The organism is Cyanobium sp. ATX 6A2, assembly GCF_024346355.1.
In the GTDB taxonomy this organism is placed as follows: Bacteria; Cyanobacteriota; Cyanobacteriia; order PCC-6307; family Cyanobiaceae; genus NIES-981.
Genome location: NZ_JAGQCU010000011.1, coordinates 37,289 through 54,077, shown reverse-complemented (window position 1 = coordinate 54,077; position 16,789 = coordinate 37,289). Strand labels below are relative to the sequence as shown.

19 protein-coding genes are annotated in these 16,789 nt (G+C 68.7%); 9 read left to right on the top strand and 10 right to left on the bottom strand.

What is annotated here, in order from left to right; genetic code table 11:
• The first annotated feature begins 176 nt into the window (after positions 1-176).
• Entirely contained in the window at positions 177-503 is a 327-nt protein-coding gene (locus KBY96_RS10905; protein WP_254979400.1) for a hypothetical protein, read from the top strand.
• On the opposite strand, the gene KBY96_RS10900 is transcribed toward KBY96_RS10905, so the two are convergent.
• From KBY96_RS10900 to KBY96_RS10870, 7 genes are all read right to left on the bottom strand, one after another.
• A complete protein-coding gene (locus tag KBY96_RS10900) occupies positions 481-969 on the bottom strand; it encodes a hypothetical protein (protein ID WP_254979399.1) in 489 nt (162 codons plus the stop codon). The two genes, KBY96_RS10905 and KBY96_RS10900, sit on opposite strands and share 23 nt — an antisense overlap.
• 29 nt (positions 970-998) lie before the next feature.
• Positions 999-2,270: an FAD-dependent monooxygenase gene (locus KBY96_RS10895; protein ID WP_254979398.1), complete on the bottom strand. Its 1,272-nt coding sequence runs from the start codon at positions 2,268-2,270 to the stop codon at positions 999-1,001.
• 64 nt (positions 2,271-2,334) lie between these two features.
• A complete protein-coding gene (locus tag KBY96_RS10890; RefSeq protein WP_254979397.1) occupies positions 2,335-2,577 on the bottom strand; it encodes a hypothetical protein in 243 nt (80 codons plus the stop codon).
• 25 nt (positions 2,578-2,602) lie between these two features.
• The gene (locus KBY96_RS10885) at positions 2,603-3,934 is read right to left on the bottom strand and encodes a phospholipase D-like domain-containing protein (protein ID WP_254979396.1); all 1,332 of its coding nucleotides are present in this window, start codon (positions 3,932-3,934) and stop codon (positions 2,603-2,605) included.
• A 135-nt stretch (positions 3,935-4,069) separates the two neighbouring features.
• On the bottom strand, positions 4,070-5,128 hold the full coding sequence (locus KBY96_RS10880; protein WP_254979395.1) for a DUF4912 domain-containing protein: 1,059 nt from the start codon (positions 5,126-5,128) through the stop codon (positions 4,070-4,072).
• A 228-nt stretch (positions 5,129-5,356) separates the two neighbouring features.
• A complete protein-coding gene (locus KBY96_RS10875) occupies positions 5,357-6,115 on the bottom strand; it encodes a phycobilisome rod-core linker polypeptide (RefSeq protein WP_254979394.1) in 759 nt (252 codons plus the stop codon).
• A 142-nt stretch (positions 6,116-6,257) separates the two neighbouring features.
• Positions 6,258-6,869, bottom strand: coding sequence for a phycobiliprotein lyase (locus KBY96_RS10870; protein WP_254979393.1), 612 nt, complete (start codon positions 6,867-6,869; stop codon positions 6,258-6,260).
• A gap of 37 nt (positions 6,870-6,906) precedes the next feature.
• Here KBY96_RS10870 and KBY96_RS10865 point away from each other — a divergent pair, with 37 nt between their 5' ends.
• The gene (locus tag KBY96_RS10865) at positions 6,907-7,818 is read left to right on the top strand and encodes an EamA family transporter (RefSeq protein ID WP_254979392.1); all 912 of its coding nucleotides are present in this window, start codon (positions 6,907-6,909) and stop codon (positions 7,816-7,818) included.
• Here the strand turns inward: KBY96_RS10865 and KBY96_RS10860 are convergent.
• Both KBY96_RS10860 and sufR read right to left on the bottom strand, forming a co-directional pair.
• Positions 7,749-8,168, bottom strand: coding sequence for a hypothetical protein (locus KBY96_RS10860; protein WP_254979391.1), 420 nt, complete (start codon positions 8,166-8,168; stop codon positions 7,749-7,751). The two genes, KBY96_RS10865 and KBY96_RS10860, sit on opposite strands and share 70 nt — an antisense overlap.
• A 5-nt stretch (positions 8,169-8,173) precedes the next feature.
• The gene (gene sufR / locus KBY96_RS10855; RefSeq protein ID WP_315859492.1) at positions 8,174-9,061 is read right to left on the bottom strand and encodes an iron-sulfur cluster biosynthesis transcriptional regulator SufR; all 888 of its coding nucleotides are present in this window, start codon (positions 9,059-9,061) and stop codon (positions 8,174-8,176) included.
• A gap of 390 nt (positions 9,062-9,451) precedes the next feature.
• Here sufR and KBY96_RS10850 point away from each other — a divergent pair, with 390 nt between their 5' ends.
• The 6 genes from KBY96_RS10850 (at position 9,452) to KBY96_RS10825 (ending at position 15,126) form a co-directional block, all read left to right on the top strand.
• Entirely contained in the window at positions 9,452-9,853 is a 402-nt protein-coding gene (locus tag KBY96_RS10850; RefSeq protein WP_254979390.1) for a ferredoxin-thioredoxin reductase catalytic domain-containing protein, read from the top strand.
• Between the two features lie 36 nt (positions 9,854-9,889).
• On the top strand, positions 9,890-11,332 hold the full coding sequence (sufB, locus tag KBY96_RS10845; protein ID WP_254979389.1) for a Fe-S cluster assembly protein SufB: 1,443 nt from the start codon (positions 9,890-9,892) through the stop codon (positions 11,330-11,332).
• 67 nt (positions 11,333-11,399) lie between these two features.
• Entirely contained in the window at positions 11,400-12,215 is an 816-nt protein-coding gene (gene sufC, locus KBY96_RS10840) for a Fe-S cluster assembly ATPase SufC (RefSeq protein WP_254979388.1), read from the top strand.
• Positions 12,215-13,372: a Fe-S cluster assembly protein SufD gene (gene sufD / locus KBY96_RS10835; RefSeq protein ID WP_254979387.1), complete on the top strand. Its 1,158-nt coding sequence runs from the start codon at positions 12,215-12,217 to the stop codon at positions 13,370-13,372. Before sufC ends, sufD begins: the two co-directional genes overlap by 1 nt.
• Positions 13,373-13,377: 5 nt before the next feature.
• Entirely contained in the window at positions 13,378-14,691 is a 1,314-nt protein-coding gene (locus tag KBY96_RS10830; protein WP_254979386.1) for a SufS family cysteine desulfurase, read from the top strand.
• A gap of 39 nt (positions 14,692-14,730) precedes the next feature.
• Positions 14,731-15,126 (top strand): L,D-transpeptidase, encoded by a 396-nt coding sequence (locus KBY96_RS10825; protein WP_254979385.1) that lies wholly within the window; start codon positions 14,731-14,733, stop codon positions 15,124-15,126.
• Positions 15,127-15,149: 23 nt separating this feature from the next.
• On the opposite strand, the gene KBY96_RS10820 is transcribed toward KBY96_RS10825, so the two are convergent.
• Complete coding sequence (locus tag KBY96_RS10820; RefSeq protein WP_254979384.1) at positions 15,150-16,088, bottom strand: aldo/keto reductase; 939 nt, start codon at positions 16,086-16,088, stop codon at positions 15,150-15,152.
• Positions 16,089-16,207: 119 nt separating this feature from the next.
• Between KBY96_RS10820 and KBY96_RS10815 the strand changes: the two genes are divergently transcribed.
• Positions 16,208-16,768 (top strand): DUF1543 domain-containing protein, encoded by a 561-nt coding sequence (locus KBY96_RS10815; RefSeq protein WP_254979383.1) that lies wholly within the window; start codon positions 16,208-16,210, stop codon positions 16,766-16,768.
• Positions 16,769-16,789 lie beyond the last annotated feature (21 nt).

Below are 16,789 nucleotides of genomic sequence, written 5' to 3'. Positions count from 1 at the left end.
AATTAACCCTGCAGTAGCGACGTTCCCGGCAAGCCTGGCTACGTTGTGGAGTAGGCCTGTGCTGCTGCATACGGCGTTCCCCGTGATCAACACGTGCTCAACACGCGCTCAACACACCGATGACCCCGCCGGTTTTCCCAGGGGCGGGCAGCTGGCTCAGGGGTGCGGCTGCCGCCATGGTGCTCGCCGGCTTCGTGGCTGGGCTGCCCGCCGCCGCCGCAGTGATCGGTGGGGCCCGGGCCCTGCCCTACGACCAGGCCATCGGACGGACCCGATCCGCGGCCACAGCGGTGCTCGCCCGCAAGGGCAGCCAGAGCTGTCTGCGCGGCAAGCTCACCAACGCCCTGCTGGTGATGGTGGCCAGTTGTGACGCGGCCGCTGAACGCAACGCGCTCTGTGAGCTCTCCAATCGGGCCGTGGTTCAGCCCACCTGGTCGGTGGCGTTCATGGAGGCCACCGCCCAGGAGCTCCTCGAGCTGATCAGCGCCCAGGCAGTCCTCTGAATCCAGCCCCGGGCGGCCCGCCTGGAGGCCCTCCGGCCGCACCGCTGCCGCGGGCGGGGGATGGGGGATTGGGTGGGCAGAAGCGCAGCAGATCCTCGCCGGCCCGATCGAGCCGGTCGCGGCGCTCGAAGCTGTTGCGGGGGACCACCACAGCATCCTCCCGGATCGTCCATATGGCGTCCTTGCACAGCCCAGAGAGACGCGGGTGGTCGAGCAGTGGGTCGGCCTGCAGTCGGGCTCGATCGCAGTCGTCGCGCTGGTTGTCGCGGGCGCAGTTGAAGGTGAGCAGCTGCAGCTCGCGCAGCTGCTCCCTGCCGGGGTAGGGCGGTTCGGCAGCCTGCACCGCCGTGGCTGCCGCCAGTGCGCTCAGCGAGGCCAGGCCACCCAGCAGCGCCAATCGCCGCAGCTGCGCTGAGAGTTTGTGCCGCCGGCCGCGGGGCGCCGTTGAGGAAGACGGTCGGTGCATGGCTCCAGCGGCCCTGGCGTGGGCCTCCATCATTGCCGCCGGACTGGGGAGCCGGCTGCGCCACTGGCCCCCATGGGGCTGGTGACGCCGAGGCGCAGGGGGGTCTGCTGCTGGCGCCAGCGCCCGGCCACCAGCGGCCCCAGCCAGGGGGCGCCCAGGGCCAGAGTGCGCCGTAGCCAGCCCTGGTGGCGCAGCAGGTTGCCGCGTCGGGTCTCATCGGCCTGCAGGCGCTGGAGCGTTTCGCTCTCGGGCCGTCGACGCGCCTCAATCCGGGCCAGTGCCCGATCCAGCCTCTCCGCCCCCTCCTCCTCTGCCTCCGCCGCCCCAGCGGCTGGGGACAGGGCGGCCAGCAGTTCCTCGGCCGCAGTGCAGGCATCGCGCAGTGCCAGGTTGATGCCCTGGGCGCGCACCGGACTCATGGGGTGGGCGGCATCCCCGAGCAGCAACAGGCCGGGGCGCCACCAGCGCTTGGCCTGGCCCACCTCCACCCGCAGCGGCACCGGCTCCTGAAGTCCGTCCGCCGAAGCCCGCAGCCAAGCCGCCAGCCGGGCGGGGCTCAGGGCGGCGAAGCGCTCGGCCCAGGGGGTGGCGTCGCTCTCCAGTGCGTTGCGTCGACTGCCGCTTGCGGAAGGCTGCCGGTCCACCACCCAGCCCAGCTGCACGCCCCCGCTGGCACTGTCAAAGGCGCTGAACAACCCTGTGGGGCCCACCACCGTGGTGAAGCAGCCATCCAGGGGGCTGGGGTCGTGGCCATCCAGCCGGAACCAGAGCAGGTCGATGGGGCTGCCGGTGCGCAGCAGCGTGAGTTCCGCCTGCTGCCGCAGCCGCGACCCCCTGCCGTCGGCTGCCACCACCAGCGAGGCCTCAAGCGCTCGGCCATCGGCCAGCTGCACACCCCGCACCCGGCCGCCGCCCCACAGCAGGCCTGTGGCCCGCTGCGCGAGCAGCACCTGGGCTGCCGGCAGGCTCTGGAGTTCGCGGAGCCACTGGCCCAGCAGGGCCGGCTGGCTGATCAGGGTGCAGGGAACCGCTGCCGGCGACACTTCCAGCGGCTCGGCCAGCCGGAACAACTCGCGCTGCTCAAGCACGAAGCGCCAGCCGGCCAGCGGGCGCTGGGGTACGGCAGCCGGCAGGGGCAGCAGCCCCATGGCCTCCAGCGCCGCCAGGCCATGGGGCATGAGCGCTTCGCCCCGGAACTGGCGATCGAGGCTCTCGGGCGGACTCGCCTCCACCAGCGTCACGGCCTGGTCTGCCCTGGCCAGGCGCAGCGCCAGGCTGGTACCCGCCGGTCCTGCGCCCACGATCACGATCGCAGGGCCGCGGCCGGGGGGATGGTTGGAGCTCGGGTGCCCCAGGGGATCGGGCCTAGAGATAGGCGGTGTAGCTGGGATGGGACTGGCCGTCGCGGCGGCTCTGGCCCATCAGCTCGCTCTTTTTGGCCAGCAGGTAATCCACCAGCTCCTGCTGCACGTCCAGCAGTTCGCCGGTGCAGCCCCGGAACGCTGCCCGGTGGCGGATGTCGTCGTGGCGGGTGTGCAGATCGCGCAGCATCAGCTGGATCGCGTCCAGGGTGGCGTGCTGTTCGCGGGTTCCGGAAGGGGCGGGCATCAGCGCAGGAGTGCCTATGTGAATCCTAGGCGGCGGCCCGGCGACCACTGCCGCAGCGTTGCCGCATGCGCTCCTGCTTGCGCTGCAGCCGTTCGGTGACGCCCAGCTCGGCCCCTTTCCAGAGTCGATCCACCTCGGCGCCGAAGTGGGCCGCGACTCTGGCCGAATCAATCACCAGCAGGGTTTCATCGTTGCGGTGTGCCGCCGAGGGGCTCCAGTTCAGGGAGCCGGTGATCACGCGCCGGCCATCGATCACCGCCAGCTTGTGGTGGAGTTTATCGCCGCCGGAAAGCCGGGGTGTGCCCACCCCTGGCAGCGACTCCCGCCGGGGGCGGTTCTCCGCCTGCACGATGCAGCGGTGATCGGGCAGTTCCAGGCCCAGGAGATCGAGCACTTCGCTGAAGAAGCGGTTGGCGAAGCCCGGATCGGCCAGCAGCCGCACGGTCACCCCCCGATCGTGCAGCTCTCCCACCACATTGCCCAGGCGCTGGGCGGAGAACACGAACAGGGCCAGATCCAGCTGCGTTCGGGTGTCCTGCAACAGCTCCTCCAGCAGGTCCAGTGCATGGCGTGGATCGCTGGGGCTGTGCGGAGCGAACAGCACGCCCACCGGGGTGGTGCCCACCCGCACCCAGCGCAGCCCCTCGCTCTCCTTGCCCAGGCCGAAGCGGCTGTTCGCGCCGCCGCCCGGCCCATCCCCCCACATGCGCTCGAATTCCTCGCGGAACAGTGCTGCCAGCTCCCTGCTGTGCAGCCGCAGCAGGTGGTTCACATTGCCTCGCGTGCTGGGGGCATCGGGGTCGCCGTGGACGCAGGACGCGGTGAAGTTGGTGGAGCCGGTGATCACCTCCCGCCCATCGACGACCATGAATTTGTGGTGCATCAGACCGCTGCCGGCACTGCCATCGGCGGTGTCGTCGATCACCGGCACGCCGCCGCGGTGCAGGATGGCCACCGCATCGCCCCAGCCCAGGGCCTGCAGCTGTTCCTGTCGCTGGCGCTGGCGGGGGGTGAGGTCGGCGGGGTGTTGCGCGCTCCAGGGGGCGCTGTAGTTGTTCTCCAGCACCACGCGCACGCGCAGGCCCTGGCGATGGCGCTGCACCAGGGCCTCGGCGATGCGCGGCAGGGTGAGTTCCTGCACTGCCACCAGAATCTCCCGTTCGGCCGCGGCGATCGACTGGAGCACGAAGGCCTCCAGATCGTCGCCGCGGCGCCAGTGGCCCGTGATCGGGCTCCGGTAGCGGCTGCTGGGGTTGTGGTTGAAGGCCACCTCGATGCCCTCAGGCAGAGGCAGCGGTGGCGCGGGAGCTCCCACCAGCCTGGCCTCGGCGCCGCAGCCGGCCAGGAGCAGGGCCACAGCTGGGACCCATGGGTAGCGACGCAGGCCCACGGTGGTGATGAACGAGGGGAACCCTGTTCAGGGTTGCCACATCGGCTGCTCACCTGGTGAGCGGTTCAGATCAACTCTTCAGAGCAAGGGTTCAGACGAAACTCAGAACCACTCGCTGGCGGCCTTCTCTGCCGGGTTGCTGTTGTCCTCCGGGGTGGTGCGGATGAACTCCAGGGTGATGTTGCGCTTCTGTTCACCGTCGGCCGCCACGGCCTCGATCGGATAGAGCTGTTTGCCATCCCGGAACGGCACCTGAACATGGAAGGTGCCGTCGGAGGAGAGGGGCACATCCTCACCACCGATGCTCAGCCGTGCCGAGGGATCTGTGGCGCCGTAGACGATCAGTTCCGCGTCAGCCACCAGCCAGAAGGAGCGTTGTCGCGGCGCCACCCCACCGATGCCCGAGTCGCGCCCGCTGGCCCACAGGCCGGCACCGGACGGGTTGATCAGATCGCCGGAGTCGAGCCCGACGGTGTCGAGCTCGTGGAAGGCCTCCGAGCCGCGGCTGACGCGCCGCCACTGCGCTGTGGCGCTCTGGTACAGGCGCTCGTGCAGCCCCGTATCGGCCGGTTCGGCCGGCGATAGTCCAGGTGCAGGCAGGATGGGGGACGGGGTGCTCTCGAGCGAGAAGGGCACGAACTGATCGAGGATCTGTTCACTGGGGTGCAGGGCCGGCACCCGTGCCACCGAGGAGAAGGCCAGGGACATCCAGCCACCGGCGCTGCCCTGGCGGTAGCCCAGCTCCACCCGGTAGTCGCGATCACTCAGGGGCACCGGCAGATACCACTCCGTGGCGTGACTGTCGACGATCACCTCCTGCATGGTGTGGGGGTGAACCGAGCCCCCGGGCAGCCCGGTGACATCGGCCACTCGCAGACACAGCTGGGTGGCGCCGGTGGCTTGGGCGGAGGCGCGGTCGTGATCGGAGATCTCCCAGAACACGTAGGCCCACTGGGGATCGCGGGGCAGAAACACCACGCTGGTTTCTGCCTCCGGCCTGGGGGCCGGCTCCATCTCCGCCTCCATGGCCTGGAGGCTGGGCTGGCTGCTGTCTTCGTCGCTGCACTCCTCGATAGCGGCAACCAGCTCTTCCTTGGATTTGCGGCTGTAGAGGCCAACGCCAAGATCGCTGGCGACCTGACGCAGCTGTCGAAGGGTCATGCGTGCCAGCGATCCGAGTGACTTGACCACAGTGAACGTTTCCTTTGGGATCAGTCGCAAGACTCTGTCACCCCAGGCCGAGGCTGGGCCCTGGTGGTCAGCAAGCACTGACGCAGGCACCGGTGCCGGGATCGGCCATGGAAAAGGCGACCTCGCGGTCGCCTGAAAAGCTCTGATCGGCTAACGGTGGACCGGTTGAGCGCTGGTGGGCGGGCGGACGGCCTGGGCTCAGCGGCCGATGCTGCGGTAAGGCACCCGGGCCATGTAGTCCATGTCGGCACTGGCGGAGGAACTGCTGGCGCGCATGGCCGGCAGGCTGCGCACCCAGTCGAGGTAGTCGGCCGGGGAGCCGCCGCGGCGCTGGCGGGCGCGCTCCGGGAAGGCGCGGGCGGTGCCGGTGTACACCACCTGGGGGAAACCCAGGATGTTGCGGTGGTAGGCGTCGTAGCGGGGGCTAGTGATGTTGAAGGGAGTGTCACCGAGATCGCGGCTGCCCACCACCCGGTTGCGGTGGTAGGGCACGTTGTCGTAGCCGAAGGCCTGGAGGTATTCGTCGCTGTCGAGGATGTCGTCGACCATGCCCTTGACCCCTCGGGTCATCAGCACGGCCGACCAGGCGATCTCCTCCGCCTTGCCGTGGGTTTTGCGGCCCAGCAGCTTCTCCACCAGGTGGCGGGCCACCTTGTAGTTGCTGTTGAGGTTGTAGAAGCTGCGGGTGAAGGTGTCCGACAGGCAGAGGGAGCGGATGAAATCCCGCACCGTCAGCTGTCCATCGCGCAGCTGGGATTCCAGGGTGCGGTCGCGGTCGACCTTGAAGGCGTGGAAGAAGATCTGGCGGTAGGCCGCTTCGATCACGAAGTTCTGGTCCTCCCTGTCCATGGCCTTGTCCATGGAGGTGGCCTTGGGGTCCTCGTCCGACCCCACCCGCAGGGGGGAAACCCTCGCGTTCTGGGTGATAGGCGCGTACTTCAGGAGAGGCAGGGCCACACGAGTTCAGCATCCGTCGCTGGGATCGTAGAAGTGCGTCCGGGGGGGCACCGAGGCCTTTCCGGCAGGGCTCACAGTCCGTAACGTTCAACACCATCGCCCCAGGGCGCCTGCGCTCGATTCCCGGCGCACCGGCCTGCCCTCACCAGCCCAGTGGGGAGAGCGCTGCGGCGTTGTCGGCGAGTGCCTGGCCGCTCGTCCCAGGCCGTTCCACCACGGCTTCTCCCTTCACCCGAGTTTCCACGCAGAAGGAGGCGGTGTTCGAGAGCCCCTCCACCGTGCTGGTGCGCAGTCGCACGTCGGGGCCGGCGAAGCTGAAGCGCTCCAGGCTGTTCATGGTTTCGTAGCCGGTGGTGAGCAGCAGTCCGTCGCGCTCATCCATGGCGAAGCGCCCGGCCACCGGTGCGGTTTCGGCATAGCCCCGATCCCGCAGCAGCAGGCCCTCCCGTCCGCAGGTATCGGTGGGGATCAGGCCGAACACGCTCTCCCCCTGGTGGGCCTCGCCGGCTTTGTCCCAGGCCATCGAGGCACTCCAGGTGACCCGGCAGCCGCCCACCAGCCCATCGGGATCCTGGCCGTGCAGCTCGGCAATGGCGATCAGCCGGGGATCGTCGGCCGCCAGTTCCACCACTTCGATCCAGGATCCGCCGGCTTCGGCCCGGCGGTGCAGCAGGTGGTGGCTGCTGCGCTGGGAGCGCCAGCGGCCGCAGCTGAGTTGGAAAAAGCTGATGGCGTCGGCGATCGGCTCGGCCACGACAGGCAGGCGTCTGTGGCGATGATCGCAGGGCGCAGTGGCGTTTGCGGTGGCGACTGGGGTGGCGGCGGCCCTGCTGGCCGCCCTGGGCTGGACGCTGGCGAGTGGTCTGTGGCGGCGTCTGCCCACCTCCCTGGGGCCGGCCCAGCTGAATCTGCTCAAGAACCTGATCGCCCTGGCGCTGCAGCTACCGCTGCTGGCCCTCGCCCTGCCAGCGGTGGCACCGATCCCCATGGCCCTGCTGCTGGTGAGTGGGGTGATGGGTATCGCCGCTGGCGACAGCTTCTACTTCGCGGCCCTGCGCCGCCTGGGCACCCGCCGCACCCTCACCGTGGAGGCCGGTGGACCGGCGGTGACCAGTGCCGCCGGCGTGCTGCTGCTGGCTGAGATTCCGGCAGCGCAGCAATGGGCCGGTACGGCGCTGGTGAGCCTGGCGCTGGTGCTGGTGGCGCTGCAGCGTTCACCCCAGCTGCCAGCGGCCGCTGACAGCGCCGCTTCGCCAACACCGGCATCGCAGCGGTTCGGGCTGCTGCTGGCCCTGCTGGCCCTGCTCTGTGGCAGCGCTGGTGCCCTGCTGGCCCGGGCGGCGCTGCGCCTGCAGCCGATCTCGCCGCTGCAGGCCTCCAGTGTGCGGCTCCTGGGAGCCTGCCTTGTGCTGCTGCCGCTGCTGCCGGCCCTGCTGGGCCCGGTCCTGGGGCGCGGTCAACCCCGTCCTGCCGGTCGGCGCTGGCCGCTGGTGCTGGCCGCCACCCTGCTGGGCACCACGGCTGGGATCGGCCTGCAACAGCTGGCGCTGTTGCGTCTGCCGGTCGGCCTGGCGGTGGCGTTACTGGCCACAGCCCCCCTGATGGCGGTGCTGCTGGCGCCTCTGGAGGGGGATCAGCCCGGGCCGCGGGGCTGGCTGGCCGCCGGGCTGGGGCTGCTGGGGGTGTGGCTGCTGGTGCGCTGATCCGCCTGTCTGCGCGCCCAGTGCACCAGCTGATCGAGATTCAGGGCCAGGGGCGCACAGCGCTGCTCGGCGGCGATGGTTTCGAGCTGGCTGGCCAGGTGCTGCAGCTGTTGCAGGAACACCTCGGCGAATTCCGGTGTGTCGGCCACCTGCGGCTGAGCCAGAACCCAGTTCCTGAGTGCGTCCGGATCGGGACCCTCGCCATGGCGGCGGCTGGCCGCCGCCTGCAGGCTGCGCAGGCCATGGGCCAGCAGACGCAGGTGATGGCGCTCCAGGGCCGGCAGCAGGGTGGAGTCGAGCTCCTGCACCTCGGCGCTCGTGAGTGGACCGCAGCGCTGATCAGCCTCCATGGGGCTCAGGGCTGAGTGGCCTCGACATGGGCCGCCTCGGCGAAGGGCCGCAGGCGAAAGCCGCAGGAATGGCCCTTCTCCAGCCGCCAGTGCACCCGGTCCACCTGGCAGTCGGGGAAGGTTTCACGGATCAGCCGCAGTTCCTGGTCGCAGACACAGGGAAACTGTTCGGCGATGCGCATCACCGAGCAGTGAAACTCGCGCATCAGCCAGCCCTGCCCTTCCGGATCCGGGCTGCACTCGGCCACAAAACCCTCCTGGCGTCGCAGCTCGACCAGTTGCTGCAGGCGCTGCTGCAGCGGGCCCGGCCCGATGTGCGCCCGGTAGGCCGCCGCCTTCTGATGGGCCTGCTGGGTGAGCAGCTGCTCGATGGTGTGGGCCGGCAGGGCGTGGGCCATCGACTGCAGCAGCCCGAGGGCGAAATCCTCACTGCCATCGGGGAAGCGGGCCCGGGCCTTGGCGGTGAGCTGCCAGCGGTTGCTGGGCCGGCCGGGCCCTTGCGTGGTGGTGCTCGCCTGTACAAGCCCGTCAACCTCGAGGCCGCGGAGATGGCGGCGCATGGCCTGCACGGACACCCCGAGCAGCTTGGCCAGTTCAGCGGCGGTGAGCTCACCGTGCCGCAGCAGCGAGGAGAGCACGGCCTCCCGGGTTGAGGCGTCACCCGCAGGCATCGCACCGGGCGCAGACTCCGCCGCCGGATTGGACTCCACGGTGGGAATCGTGTGGGCTCGATCCATGGGCACGACCTCCTCTACGACCTCCTCAATAACCACGTTCCTGATCTCGACATCGACGTGCTCGCCGACGTCCTCGGTGGCGTCCTCGGTGGCGAGCTTGGTGGCGACCTTGGCCGCGGAGACCGTTGCAGGATCGCTGGCAGTGACTGTGCGCATGCCCATGGGCGGGATCCAGCGGTTTCACCATGCCACGTATGGGTGGGAGTTGGGGATTCGCTGGGGCCAGCCGCCCAGGGACCGGGGCGGCACAATGACGGCGGACCCAACAGCCGGATCGCCGCCCTAGGGTTGCGAATATCGAAACAGCCTTGTTTCGCAACTGGTTCCGCAGCTGGATCTGGCTTTTCAGCTGGTTCTGGTTCTGCAACCGGTCTGGTTTCGCAACCGGGCGGTTCCTATCCAGTCGGCCGCTCCACCGTGGCCGTTCCAGGATTGTCGATCCGCCTCACGGCTTCTGCCCCGCTTTCTGCTCCGGCCGCCCGCGCTTTCCGCTCCACCGGTGCTCAGAGTTGGCTCCTTTCTCCGCTGTGCAGCTCTTCCGCCGCTATGTCCGACACCAACAATGCCAACACTGCCGCAGATCAAGGCGCCACCGCCTCTGCCAGTGCCACTGCGAGTCCTGAGAACCTTGAGGTGATCCGCAAATTCGCGGAAACCTACGCCCAGCGCACTGGGACCTATTTCTGCAGTGACCCCGGCGTGACGGCGGTGGTGCTGGAGGGCCTGGCCAAGCACAAGGAAGACCTTGGTGGTGCCCTCTGCCCCTGCCGCCACTACGAAGACAAGGAGGCGGAGGTGGCGCAGGCCTTCTGGAACTGCCCCTGTGTGCCCATGCGCGAGCGCAAGGAGTGCCACTGCATGTTGTTCCTCACCGAGGACAACCCCTTCCGCGGCGAGAAGCAGACCATCACCACTGCAGAGATTCACGCTGCCACGGCCAGCAGCTGATCCCCCCCCCCTGTTCAGTCCCGTTCCCCCTTCACCATGAGCAGCTCCGCAACCGTTGGTGATCTGGTTTCCCAGACGTACAAGTACGGCTTTGTCACCGACATCGCCACCGACAAGATCGACAAGGGCCTCAGTGAGGAGGTGGTGCGGCTGATCTCTTCGATGAAGCAGGAGCCTGCGTTTCTGCTTGATTTCCGCCTGCGTGCCTATCGCCAGTGGCTGCAGATGGATGAGCCTGACTGGGCCACCCTGGGATACCCCCCGATCGATTTCCAGGAGATCATTTATTATGCAGCCCCCAGGCAGCAAGATAAAAAGGCAAGCCTTGATGAGGTGGATCCCAAGCTGCTGGAAACCTTCGAAAAGCTTGGTATCCCGCTGAGCGAGCAGAAGCGCCTCTCGAATGTGGCGGTGGATGCGGTGTTTGACAGTGTTTCGATTGCCACCACCTTCCGTGAGCAGCTTGCTGAGCACGGTGTGATCTTCTGCTCCATCAGCGAGGCAGTCAAAGACCATCCGGAGCTGGTGCAGCGCTACCTCGGCACGGTGGTGCCAACCAACGACAATTACTTTGCGGCCCTGAATTCAGCCGTCTTCAGTGATGGGTCCTTTGTTTTCATTCCCAAGGGCGTGGAGTGCCCGATGGAGCTCTCCACCTACTTCCGCATCAACTCCGGTGACACCGGCCAGTTTGAGCGCACCTTGATCATCGCCGAGGAAGCCTCCACGGTGAGCTATCTTGAAGGCTGCACGGCGCCGATGTTCGATACCAATCAGCTGCACGCAGCTGTGGTTGAACTGGTGGCTCTCGATGATGCCTCCATCAAGTACTCCACTGTTCAGAACTGGTATGCCGGTGATGAGAATGGCGTGGGCGGAATCTACAACTTTGTCACCAAGCGCGGACATTGTCGCGGTGATCGCAGCCACATCAGCTGGACCCAGGTGGAAACCGGATCAGCCATCACCTGGAAATATCCCAGCTGTGTTCTCCAGGGTGCCGATTCGGTGGGAGAATTTTACTCCGTGGCCCTCACGAATAATCGTCAGCAGGCCGATACCGGCAGCAAGATGGTGCACGTGGGCCCCCGCACCCGCTCCACAATCGTGAGCAAGGGCATCAGTGCCGGTCACTCGAGCAACAGCTACCGCGGCCTGGTGCAGATCGGCCCCAAGGCTGTGGGTGCTCGCAACTACAGCCAGTGCGATTCGATGCTGATCGGCGATCAGGCGGCCGCGAACACCTACCCCTACATTCGCTGCCAGCAGCCCCAGGCCAGCATCGAGCATGAGGCCAGCACCTGCCGGATTTCCGCAGATCAACTCTTCTATCTGCAGAGCCGGGGAATCGGCTTCGAGGAGGCTGTGTCGATGATGGTGAGTGGCTTCTGCCGCGACGTGTTCAACCAGTTGCCCATGGAGTTCGCTGCCGAGGCCGACAAACTGCTGGCCCTCAAGCTCGAGGGTTCCGTGGGCTGATCGCCTGGCCTCACGCCCACGTCCCCCGCCTCAGCTCTCTTCTCCCGTTCCCCGTTCCCTTTCTGCCGTGATACGCCCGGACGCACCGGTTCTTCTAGAGATTCGTGATCTGCACGCCTCGGTGGAGAACCAGCCCATCCTCAAGGGGGTGAACCTCTGCATTCGAGCCGGTGAAATCCATGCCGTGATGGGTCGCAATGGCAGCGGCAAGAGCACCCTCTCCAAGGTGCTGGCGGGCCATCCCGCCTACACCGTGACTGCTGGCAGTGTGCTCTACAAGGGTGAGGATCTGCTCAGCCTCGACCCCGAACAGCGATCCCGCATCGGCCTGTTTCTGGGTTTTCAGTATCCGGTGGAGATTCCCGGGGTGAGCAACCTCGAATTCCTGCGGGTGGCCACCAATGCCCGCCGGGGCCAGCGCGGGGAGGAGGAACTCGACACCTTCGCCTTCGAGGACCTGGTGCGGGATCGACTGTCGGTGGTGCAGATGGACCCCGCCTTTCTGGATCGCTCCGTGAACGAAGGCTTCAGCGGTGGCGAGAAGAAGCGCAACGAGATCCTGCAGATGGCTCTGCTGGAGCCGGTGGTGGCCATTCTCGATGAAACCGATTCCGGTCTCGATATCGACGCCCTGCGGATTGTGGCCTCGGGCGTGAATCAGCTCTCCAGTGTCGACAACGCCACCCTGTTGATCACCCACTACCAGCGCCTGCTGGATCTGATCACCCCCGACGCCGTGCACGTGATGGCCGCCGGCCGCATCCTGCGCAGCGGCGGTAAGGAGCTGGCGCTCGAGCTCGAGCGCAGCGGCTACGACTGGGTGGATGCGGAGCTGGCGCGGTTGGACGCCGAGGGCGAACGCCAGCCGCTGGAGGTGGCCTGATGGTGGCCGCTCCTGCCGTGCAGGCTGCAGCCGCCGGATCCACCGCCGCGTCCCTCGCCTGGCTGGCCGACCTGGCCGGCGCACCATTGCCCACGCGCCGCCAGGAGGACTGGCGCTTCACCGATCTCTCCTCCCTGGCTGCCATTCCGGCCGGAGTGGCTGCCCCGGCCGCTGACCAGCGTGGGGACCCCTGGGCTGAGCTCAGCCTGCCCGCCGGCGTGACCCGTCTGGCCGGCGCCGCTGCCGAGGCCCAGCTGGGCACTGCCCTGGCGGTCAGTGGCTGCCAGCAGCACTGGCCGGTGCTCCTCAATGCCGGGGCCCGGCCCGCCCTGCTGGCCCTGAAGGTGGAGGGTGACGCCGGCACCCTGGAGCTGCCCCTGCCCGCGCCCGCTGGCGAGGGTGTGGTGGCCTGGCGGCTGTTGCTGGTGTTGGAGCCCGGTGCCCGGCTGGACCTGCTCCAGGTTCCCGCCCCCGCTCCCGCCCAGCGCCAGTTGCTCAGCCTGGTGAGTGAGGTGGTGCTCGGTGAAGGCGCCCGGCTGCAGCTGGGCTGTCTGGCCCAGGGCCACAACCAGGCCGCCCTGTTCCACCATCTGGCCGTACGCCAGGCCAGCGGCAGTGAGCTGCAGGCCACGCTGGTGTCCAGTGGCTGGGTGCTCGCCCGCCATGAGCCCCGCGTTGTGCAGGAGCAGGGCGCCGCCCGCACCCGCCTTCTGGGTTTGCAGCGGGTGGATGGCCGTGAGCTGGCCGACACCCACAGCTTTGTGCGCTTCGATGGCCCTGAGGGCGAGCTCGATCAGCTGCACAAGGCGGTGGCGGATGGCAGCGGCCGCAGCGTGTTCAACGGGGCCGTGCAGGTGCCCCGCCTCGCCCAGCGCACCAACGCCGCCCAACTCAGCCGCACGCTGCTGCTTTCGGATCGGGCCCGCATCGACACCAAACCGGAGCTCGAGATCGTCGCTGACGACGTGAAGTGTGCCCACGGCGCCACCGTGAGCCAGCTGCAGAGCGAAGAACTCTTTTACCTTCGTAGCCGGGGCATCGACTCCACGACGGCCGCCGGTCTGCTGCAGCGCGCCTTCTGCCAGGAGGTGCTGCGGGAGCTGCCGGCCGGGGCGCTTCGCCACGATCCCATGACCGCTCTGCTGGGAGCCGCCTGACCACCATGACCGCTTCTCCCGCCATTCGTTCTCCATCGGGGCCGCGCCTGGGGGATCCGGGTGCCGCACCTGCCGCTGAGAACCTGGCGGCCCTCACCCGGCCCGACTTCCCGCTGCTGGGGCAGACCGCCTGTCTCGGTCAGCCGCTGATCTACCTGGACCATGCGGCCACCAGCCAGAAGCCCAGCCAGGTGCTCGAGGTCCTGCAGCGCTACTACGGCTTCGACAACGCCAACGTGCACCGCGGTGCCCACCAGCTCAGTGCGCGCGCCACCGAAGGCTTCGAGTCGGCGCGCGGGAAGGCGGCGCGCTTCGTGGGTGCTGCCAGCCCTCGCGAGATCGTGTTCACGCGCAACGCCAGTGAGGCCATCAATCTGGTGGCCCACACCTGGGGTGAGGTCAACCTGGGTGAGGGCGATGAGGTGCTGCTTTCGGTGATGGAGCACCACAGCAACCTGGTGCCCTGGCAGATGCTGGCGGCGCGCACCGGCTGTGTGCTGCGCCATGTGGGCCTCACCCCCAGCGGCGAACTGGATCTCGACGACTTCAGGGCCCAGCTCAACGAGCGCACCCGGCTGGTGAGCCTGGTGCAGGTGAGCAACACCCTCGGCTGTCTCAATCCGATCGCGGAGATCGCACCTCTGGCCCATGCGGTGGGCGCCCTGGTGCTGGTGGATGCCTGCCAGAGCCTGCCGCACATGCCGGTCGACGTCCGCGAGCTGGGCTGTGACTTCCTCGCCGGCAGCTCCCACAAGCTCTGCGGCCCCACCGGCATGGGGTTCCTCTGGGCCTGGGAAGCCCTGCTGGAGGCCATGCCCCCGTTTCTCGGTGGCGGCGAGATGATCCAGGACGTGTTTCTCGATCACAGCACCTGGGCGGAGCTGCCCCACAAGTTCGAAGCCGGCACCCCGGCCATCGGTGAGGCGATCGGCATGGGAGCGGCCCTCGATTACCTCGAGGGCATCGGCCTCGACCGCATCCACGCCTGGGAGCAGGGGCTCACCCGTCGCCTGTTCCAGCGATTGCAGGCGATCGAGGGGGTGACGATTCTTGGCCCCACGCCTGATCAGCAGCCCCACCGCGGCGCCCTGGCCGCCTTCACGGTGGACGGCCTGCATGCCAACGACATCGCCGCCCTGCTCGATTCGGCGGGCATCTGCATCCGCAGCGGCCACCACTGCACCCAGCCCCTGCACCGCCTCTACGGCATCCCCGGTTCGGCCCGCGCCAGCCTCAGCTTCACCACCACGCCTGAGGAGATCGACCGCTTCGCCGAGGAGCTCGAGGGCACGATCGGCTTCCTGCGCGAACACAGCTGAGCGGCCCGCCATGCTGAGGCTGCATTCCGGCGGCCCGCCGTGCTGGAGCTGATCACCCTGCTGCTGATTGATCTCTCCAGCCAGCGGTTGCACGCCTACGCCGGAGGCGCGCAGCCCATCTACAGCGCCCCGGTGTCCACCGGTGTGGCCGCCTCCCCCACGCCGGTGGGCGACTTCCACATCGCCAGCAAGTACGCCCACACTCCTCTCTCCGGCAGCGACTACCGCACCCCGCCGGTGGCCGATGTGATGTGCCTCGGCGGTGGCGGTCTGGGGGCCGACCTCTACTGCCTGCATCCCGCTCCCTGGCAGGAGGACGCCGGCGAGTGCTTCGGTGTGCCTCGCAGCCGTGGCTGCATCCGCCTGAGCCGTGCCACCGCCCGCTGGCTGTTCGAGCGCACGGCCGTGGGCACGCCCGTGCGCATTCAGCCCTGAGCGCAGCCAACCCCCGCTTGCATTCAGACCGTGGTGGGTTCATCCCAGAGGGCAGCGCGGCTGTAGGGCCCGCCGGGGAGCTCCCAGAAGCTGCCATCCACGAAGCGATGGTGCCGGTCGAGGCCGGCGATCCGCTCCATCTCGTCGGGGCTGAGCTGCAGCTGGAGGGCGGCCTGGAGATTGGCCGCCTGCCGCTCGGTTCGCACCGACTTGGGAATCACGCCGGTGCCGCAGGTGATGCCCCAGGCCAGCAGCACCTGGGCCGGGCTGACGCCGTGGGCCGCGGCGATGGCGGTGATCACCGGATCACTGAACAGCGGTGCCGGGCCGCCGCTGCTGGGGGATCCCAGGGGTGAGTAGGCGGTGACGGCGATGCCCTGCTCGCGGCAATAGGCCAGCAGAGCGATCTGCTGCAGCCAGGGGTGGCGTTCCACCTGGTTCACCGCCGGCCGGTGGCGGCAGTGGGGCAGCAGGGCGGCGAGCTTGGCCGCGCTGCAGTTGGCCAGGCCGATCTGCCGCACCAGCCCCGCATCCACCAGCTCCTCCAACGCCGCCCAGGTGGTGGCTAACGGCAGCCGCTCGAGGGGGATCTGGTCGGCGGCGATGGCCGGCATCAGCACCCCCTGGCGGTGCACCACCGGCCAGTGGATCAGGTAGAGGTCGAGATGGTCGAGCTGCAGATCGGCCAGGGTGCGCTCCAGGGCCGGGCGCACCTGCTCGGGGGCGTGGCAGTCGTTCCAGAGCTTGGAGGTGATCCAGAGCAGCTGGCGCTGCAGGTCTGTCTCTGCCAGTGCCCCCTGCAGGGCAGCACCGATCTCGGCTTCGTTGCCGTAGATGGCGGCGCAGTCGATGTGGCGGTAGCCCAGCGCCAGGGCGGAGCGCACCGCTGCGCCCACCTCTCCGGGGGCGGCCTTCCAGGTGCCCAGCCCCAGGGCGGGCATCGACGCGAGCGCTGCAGCCATGGAGGACGGGGACGGGAGTGCGCTGCCAGCCTGGCGTTGTCCGGTTCCGGCTGGCGACAGACCACCTGGTGACAGCAAAGGGGAGCCTCTTGTGGTGTGGAGCGATGCCTGAGTCGGCGATGCCTGAGCCCGTGATGCCCGGCCTGCCCCCACCGCTGCCCCAGCTGTTGCTGGCGGTGCTGGGGGGCCGCGCGCCGGGCTGCCGCATCGAGCTGCACGACGTGCGCTTCGTGGCCGCTGCCACGATCGAGGCGGCGATCCCGGAGCTGCGGCGGCAGTGGTTCGGGCGGCGTGAGGGCCTGCACCTGGATGCCTGGATGGCGGTGCGGGCGGTGGATGGCTGGACGGTGAGCCTGGGGCGCGAGCCTGGCGCCCCCAGGGCTGAGCGGCTGTGGTTTGTGAACCTGGGCGCCTACCGCCCCGATTCGCTGGCGGAGCTGCACCACTTCGGCCTGGTGGTGGCCCGCTCGGCCCAGGCTGCCAAGGCGGCGGCCAGGCGCCAGTGGCTGCGGGGCGAGCTGCAGCAGCACAAGGACGACCTGGCCGCCGTGGACGACTGCCTGGCCCTCGAGCAGTTGGAGCTGCTGGGCGACGATCGCTGGCACGTGCACCTGGAGCCCCACCCCCAGGGCCGCAGCCAGCCCCAGGTGCCGGACTGGTTCGGGTACCGGCCGATCTGAGCAGCCAGCGCCTGCCAGACC

Excerpts from the sequence above, each read along its gene's own strand:
- KBY96_RS10900 (WP_254979399.1), bottom strand. The coding sequence starts at position 969 with ATGCACCGACCGTCTTCCTCAACGGCGCCCCGCGGCCGGCGGCACAAA.
- KBY96_RS10890 (WP_254979397.1), bottom strand. The coding sequence starts at position 2,577 with ATGCCCGCCCCTTCCGGAACCCGCGAACAGCACGCCACCCTGGACGCG.
- KBY96_RS10860 (WP_254979391.1), bottom strand. The coding sequence starts at position 8,168 with ATGGAGGCTGATCAGCGCTGCGGTCCACTCACGAGCGCCGAGGTGCAG.
- KBY96_RS10850 (WP_254979390.1), top strand. The coding sequence starts at position 9,452 with ATGTCCGACACCAACAATGCCAACACTGCCGCAGATCAAGGCGCCACC.
- sufD (WP_254979387.1), top strand. The coding sequence starts at position 12,215 with ATGGTGGCCGCTCCTGCCGTGCAGGCTGCAGCCGCCGGATCCACCGCC.
- KBY96_RS10820 (WP_254979384.1), bottom strand. The coding sequence starts at position 16,088 with ATGGCTGCAGCGCTCGCGTCGATGCCCGCCCTGGGGCTGGGCACCTGG.
- KBY96_RS10815 (WP_254979383.1), top strand. The coding sequence starts at position 16,208 with ATGCCTGAGCCCGTGATGCCCGGCCTGCCCCCACCGCTGCCCCAGCTG.
- KBY96_RS10905 (WP_254979400.1), top strand. The coding sequence starts at position 177 with ATGGTGCTCGCCGGCTTCGTGGCTGGGCTGCCCGCCGCCGCCGCAGTG.
- sufB (WP_254979389.1), top strand. The coding sequence starts at position 9,890 with ATGAGCAGCTCCGCAACCGTTGGTGATCTGGTTTCCCAGACGTACAAG.
- sufR (WP_315859492.1), bottom strand. The coding sequence starts at position 9,061 with ATGCGCACAGTCACTGCCAGCGATCCTGCAACGGTCTCCGCGGCCAAG.
- KBY96_RS10880 (WP_254979395.1), bottom strand. The coding sequence starts at position 5,128 with ATGACCCTTCGACAGCTGCGTCAGGTCGCCAGCGATCTTGGCGTTGGC.
- KBY96_RS10830 (WP_254979386.1), top strand. The coding sequence starts at position 13,378 with ATGACCGCTTCTCCCGCCATTCGTTCTCCATCGGGGCCGCGCCTGGGG.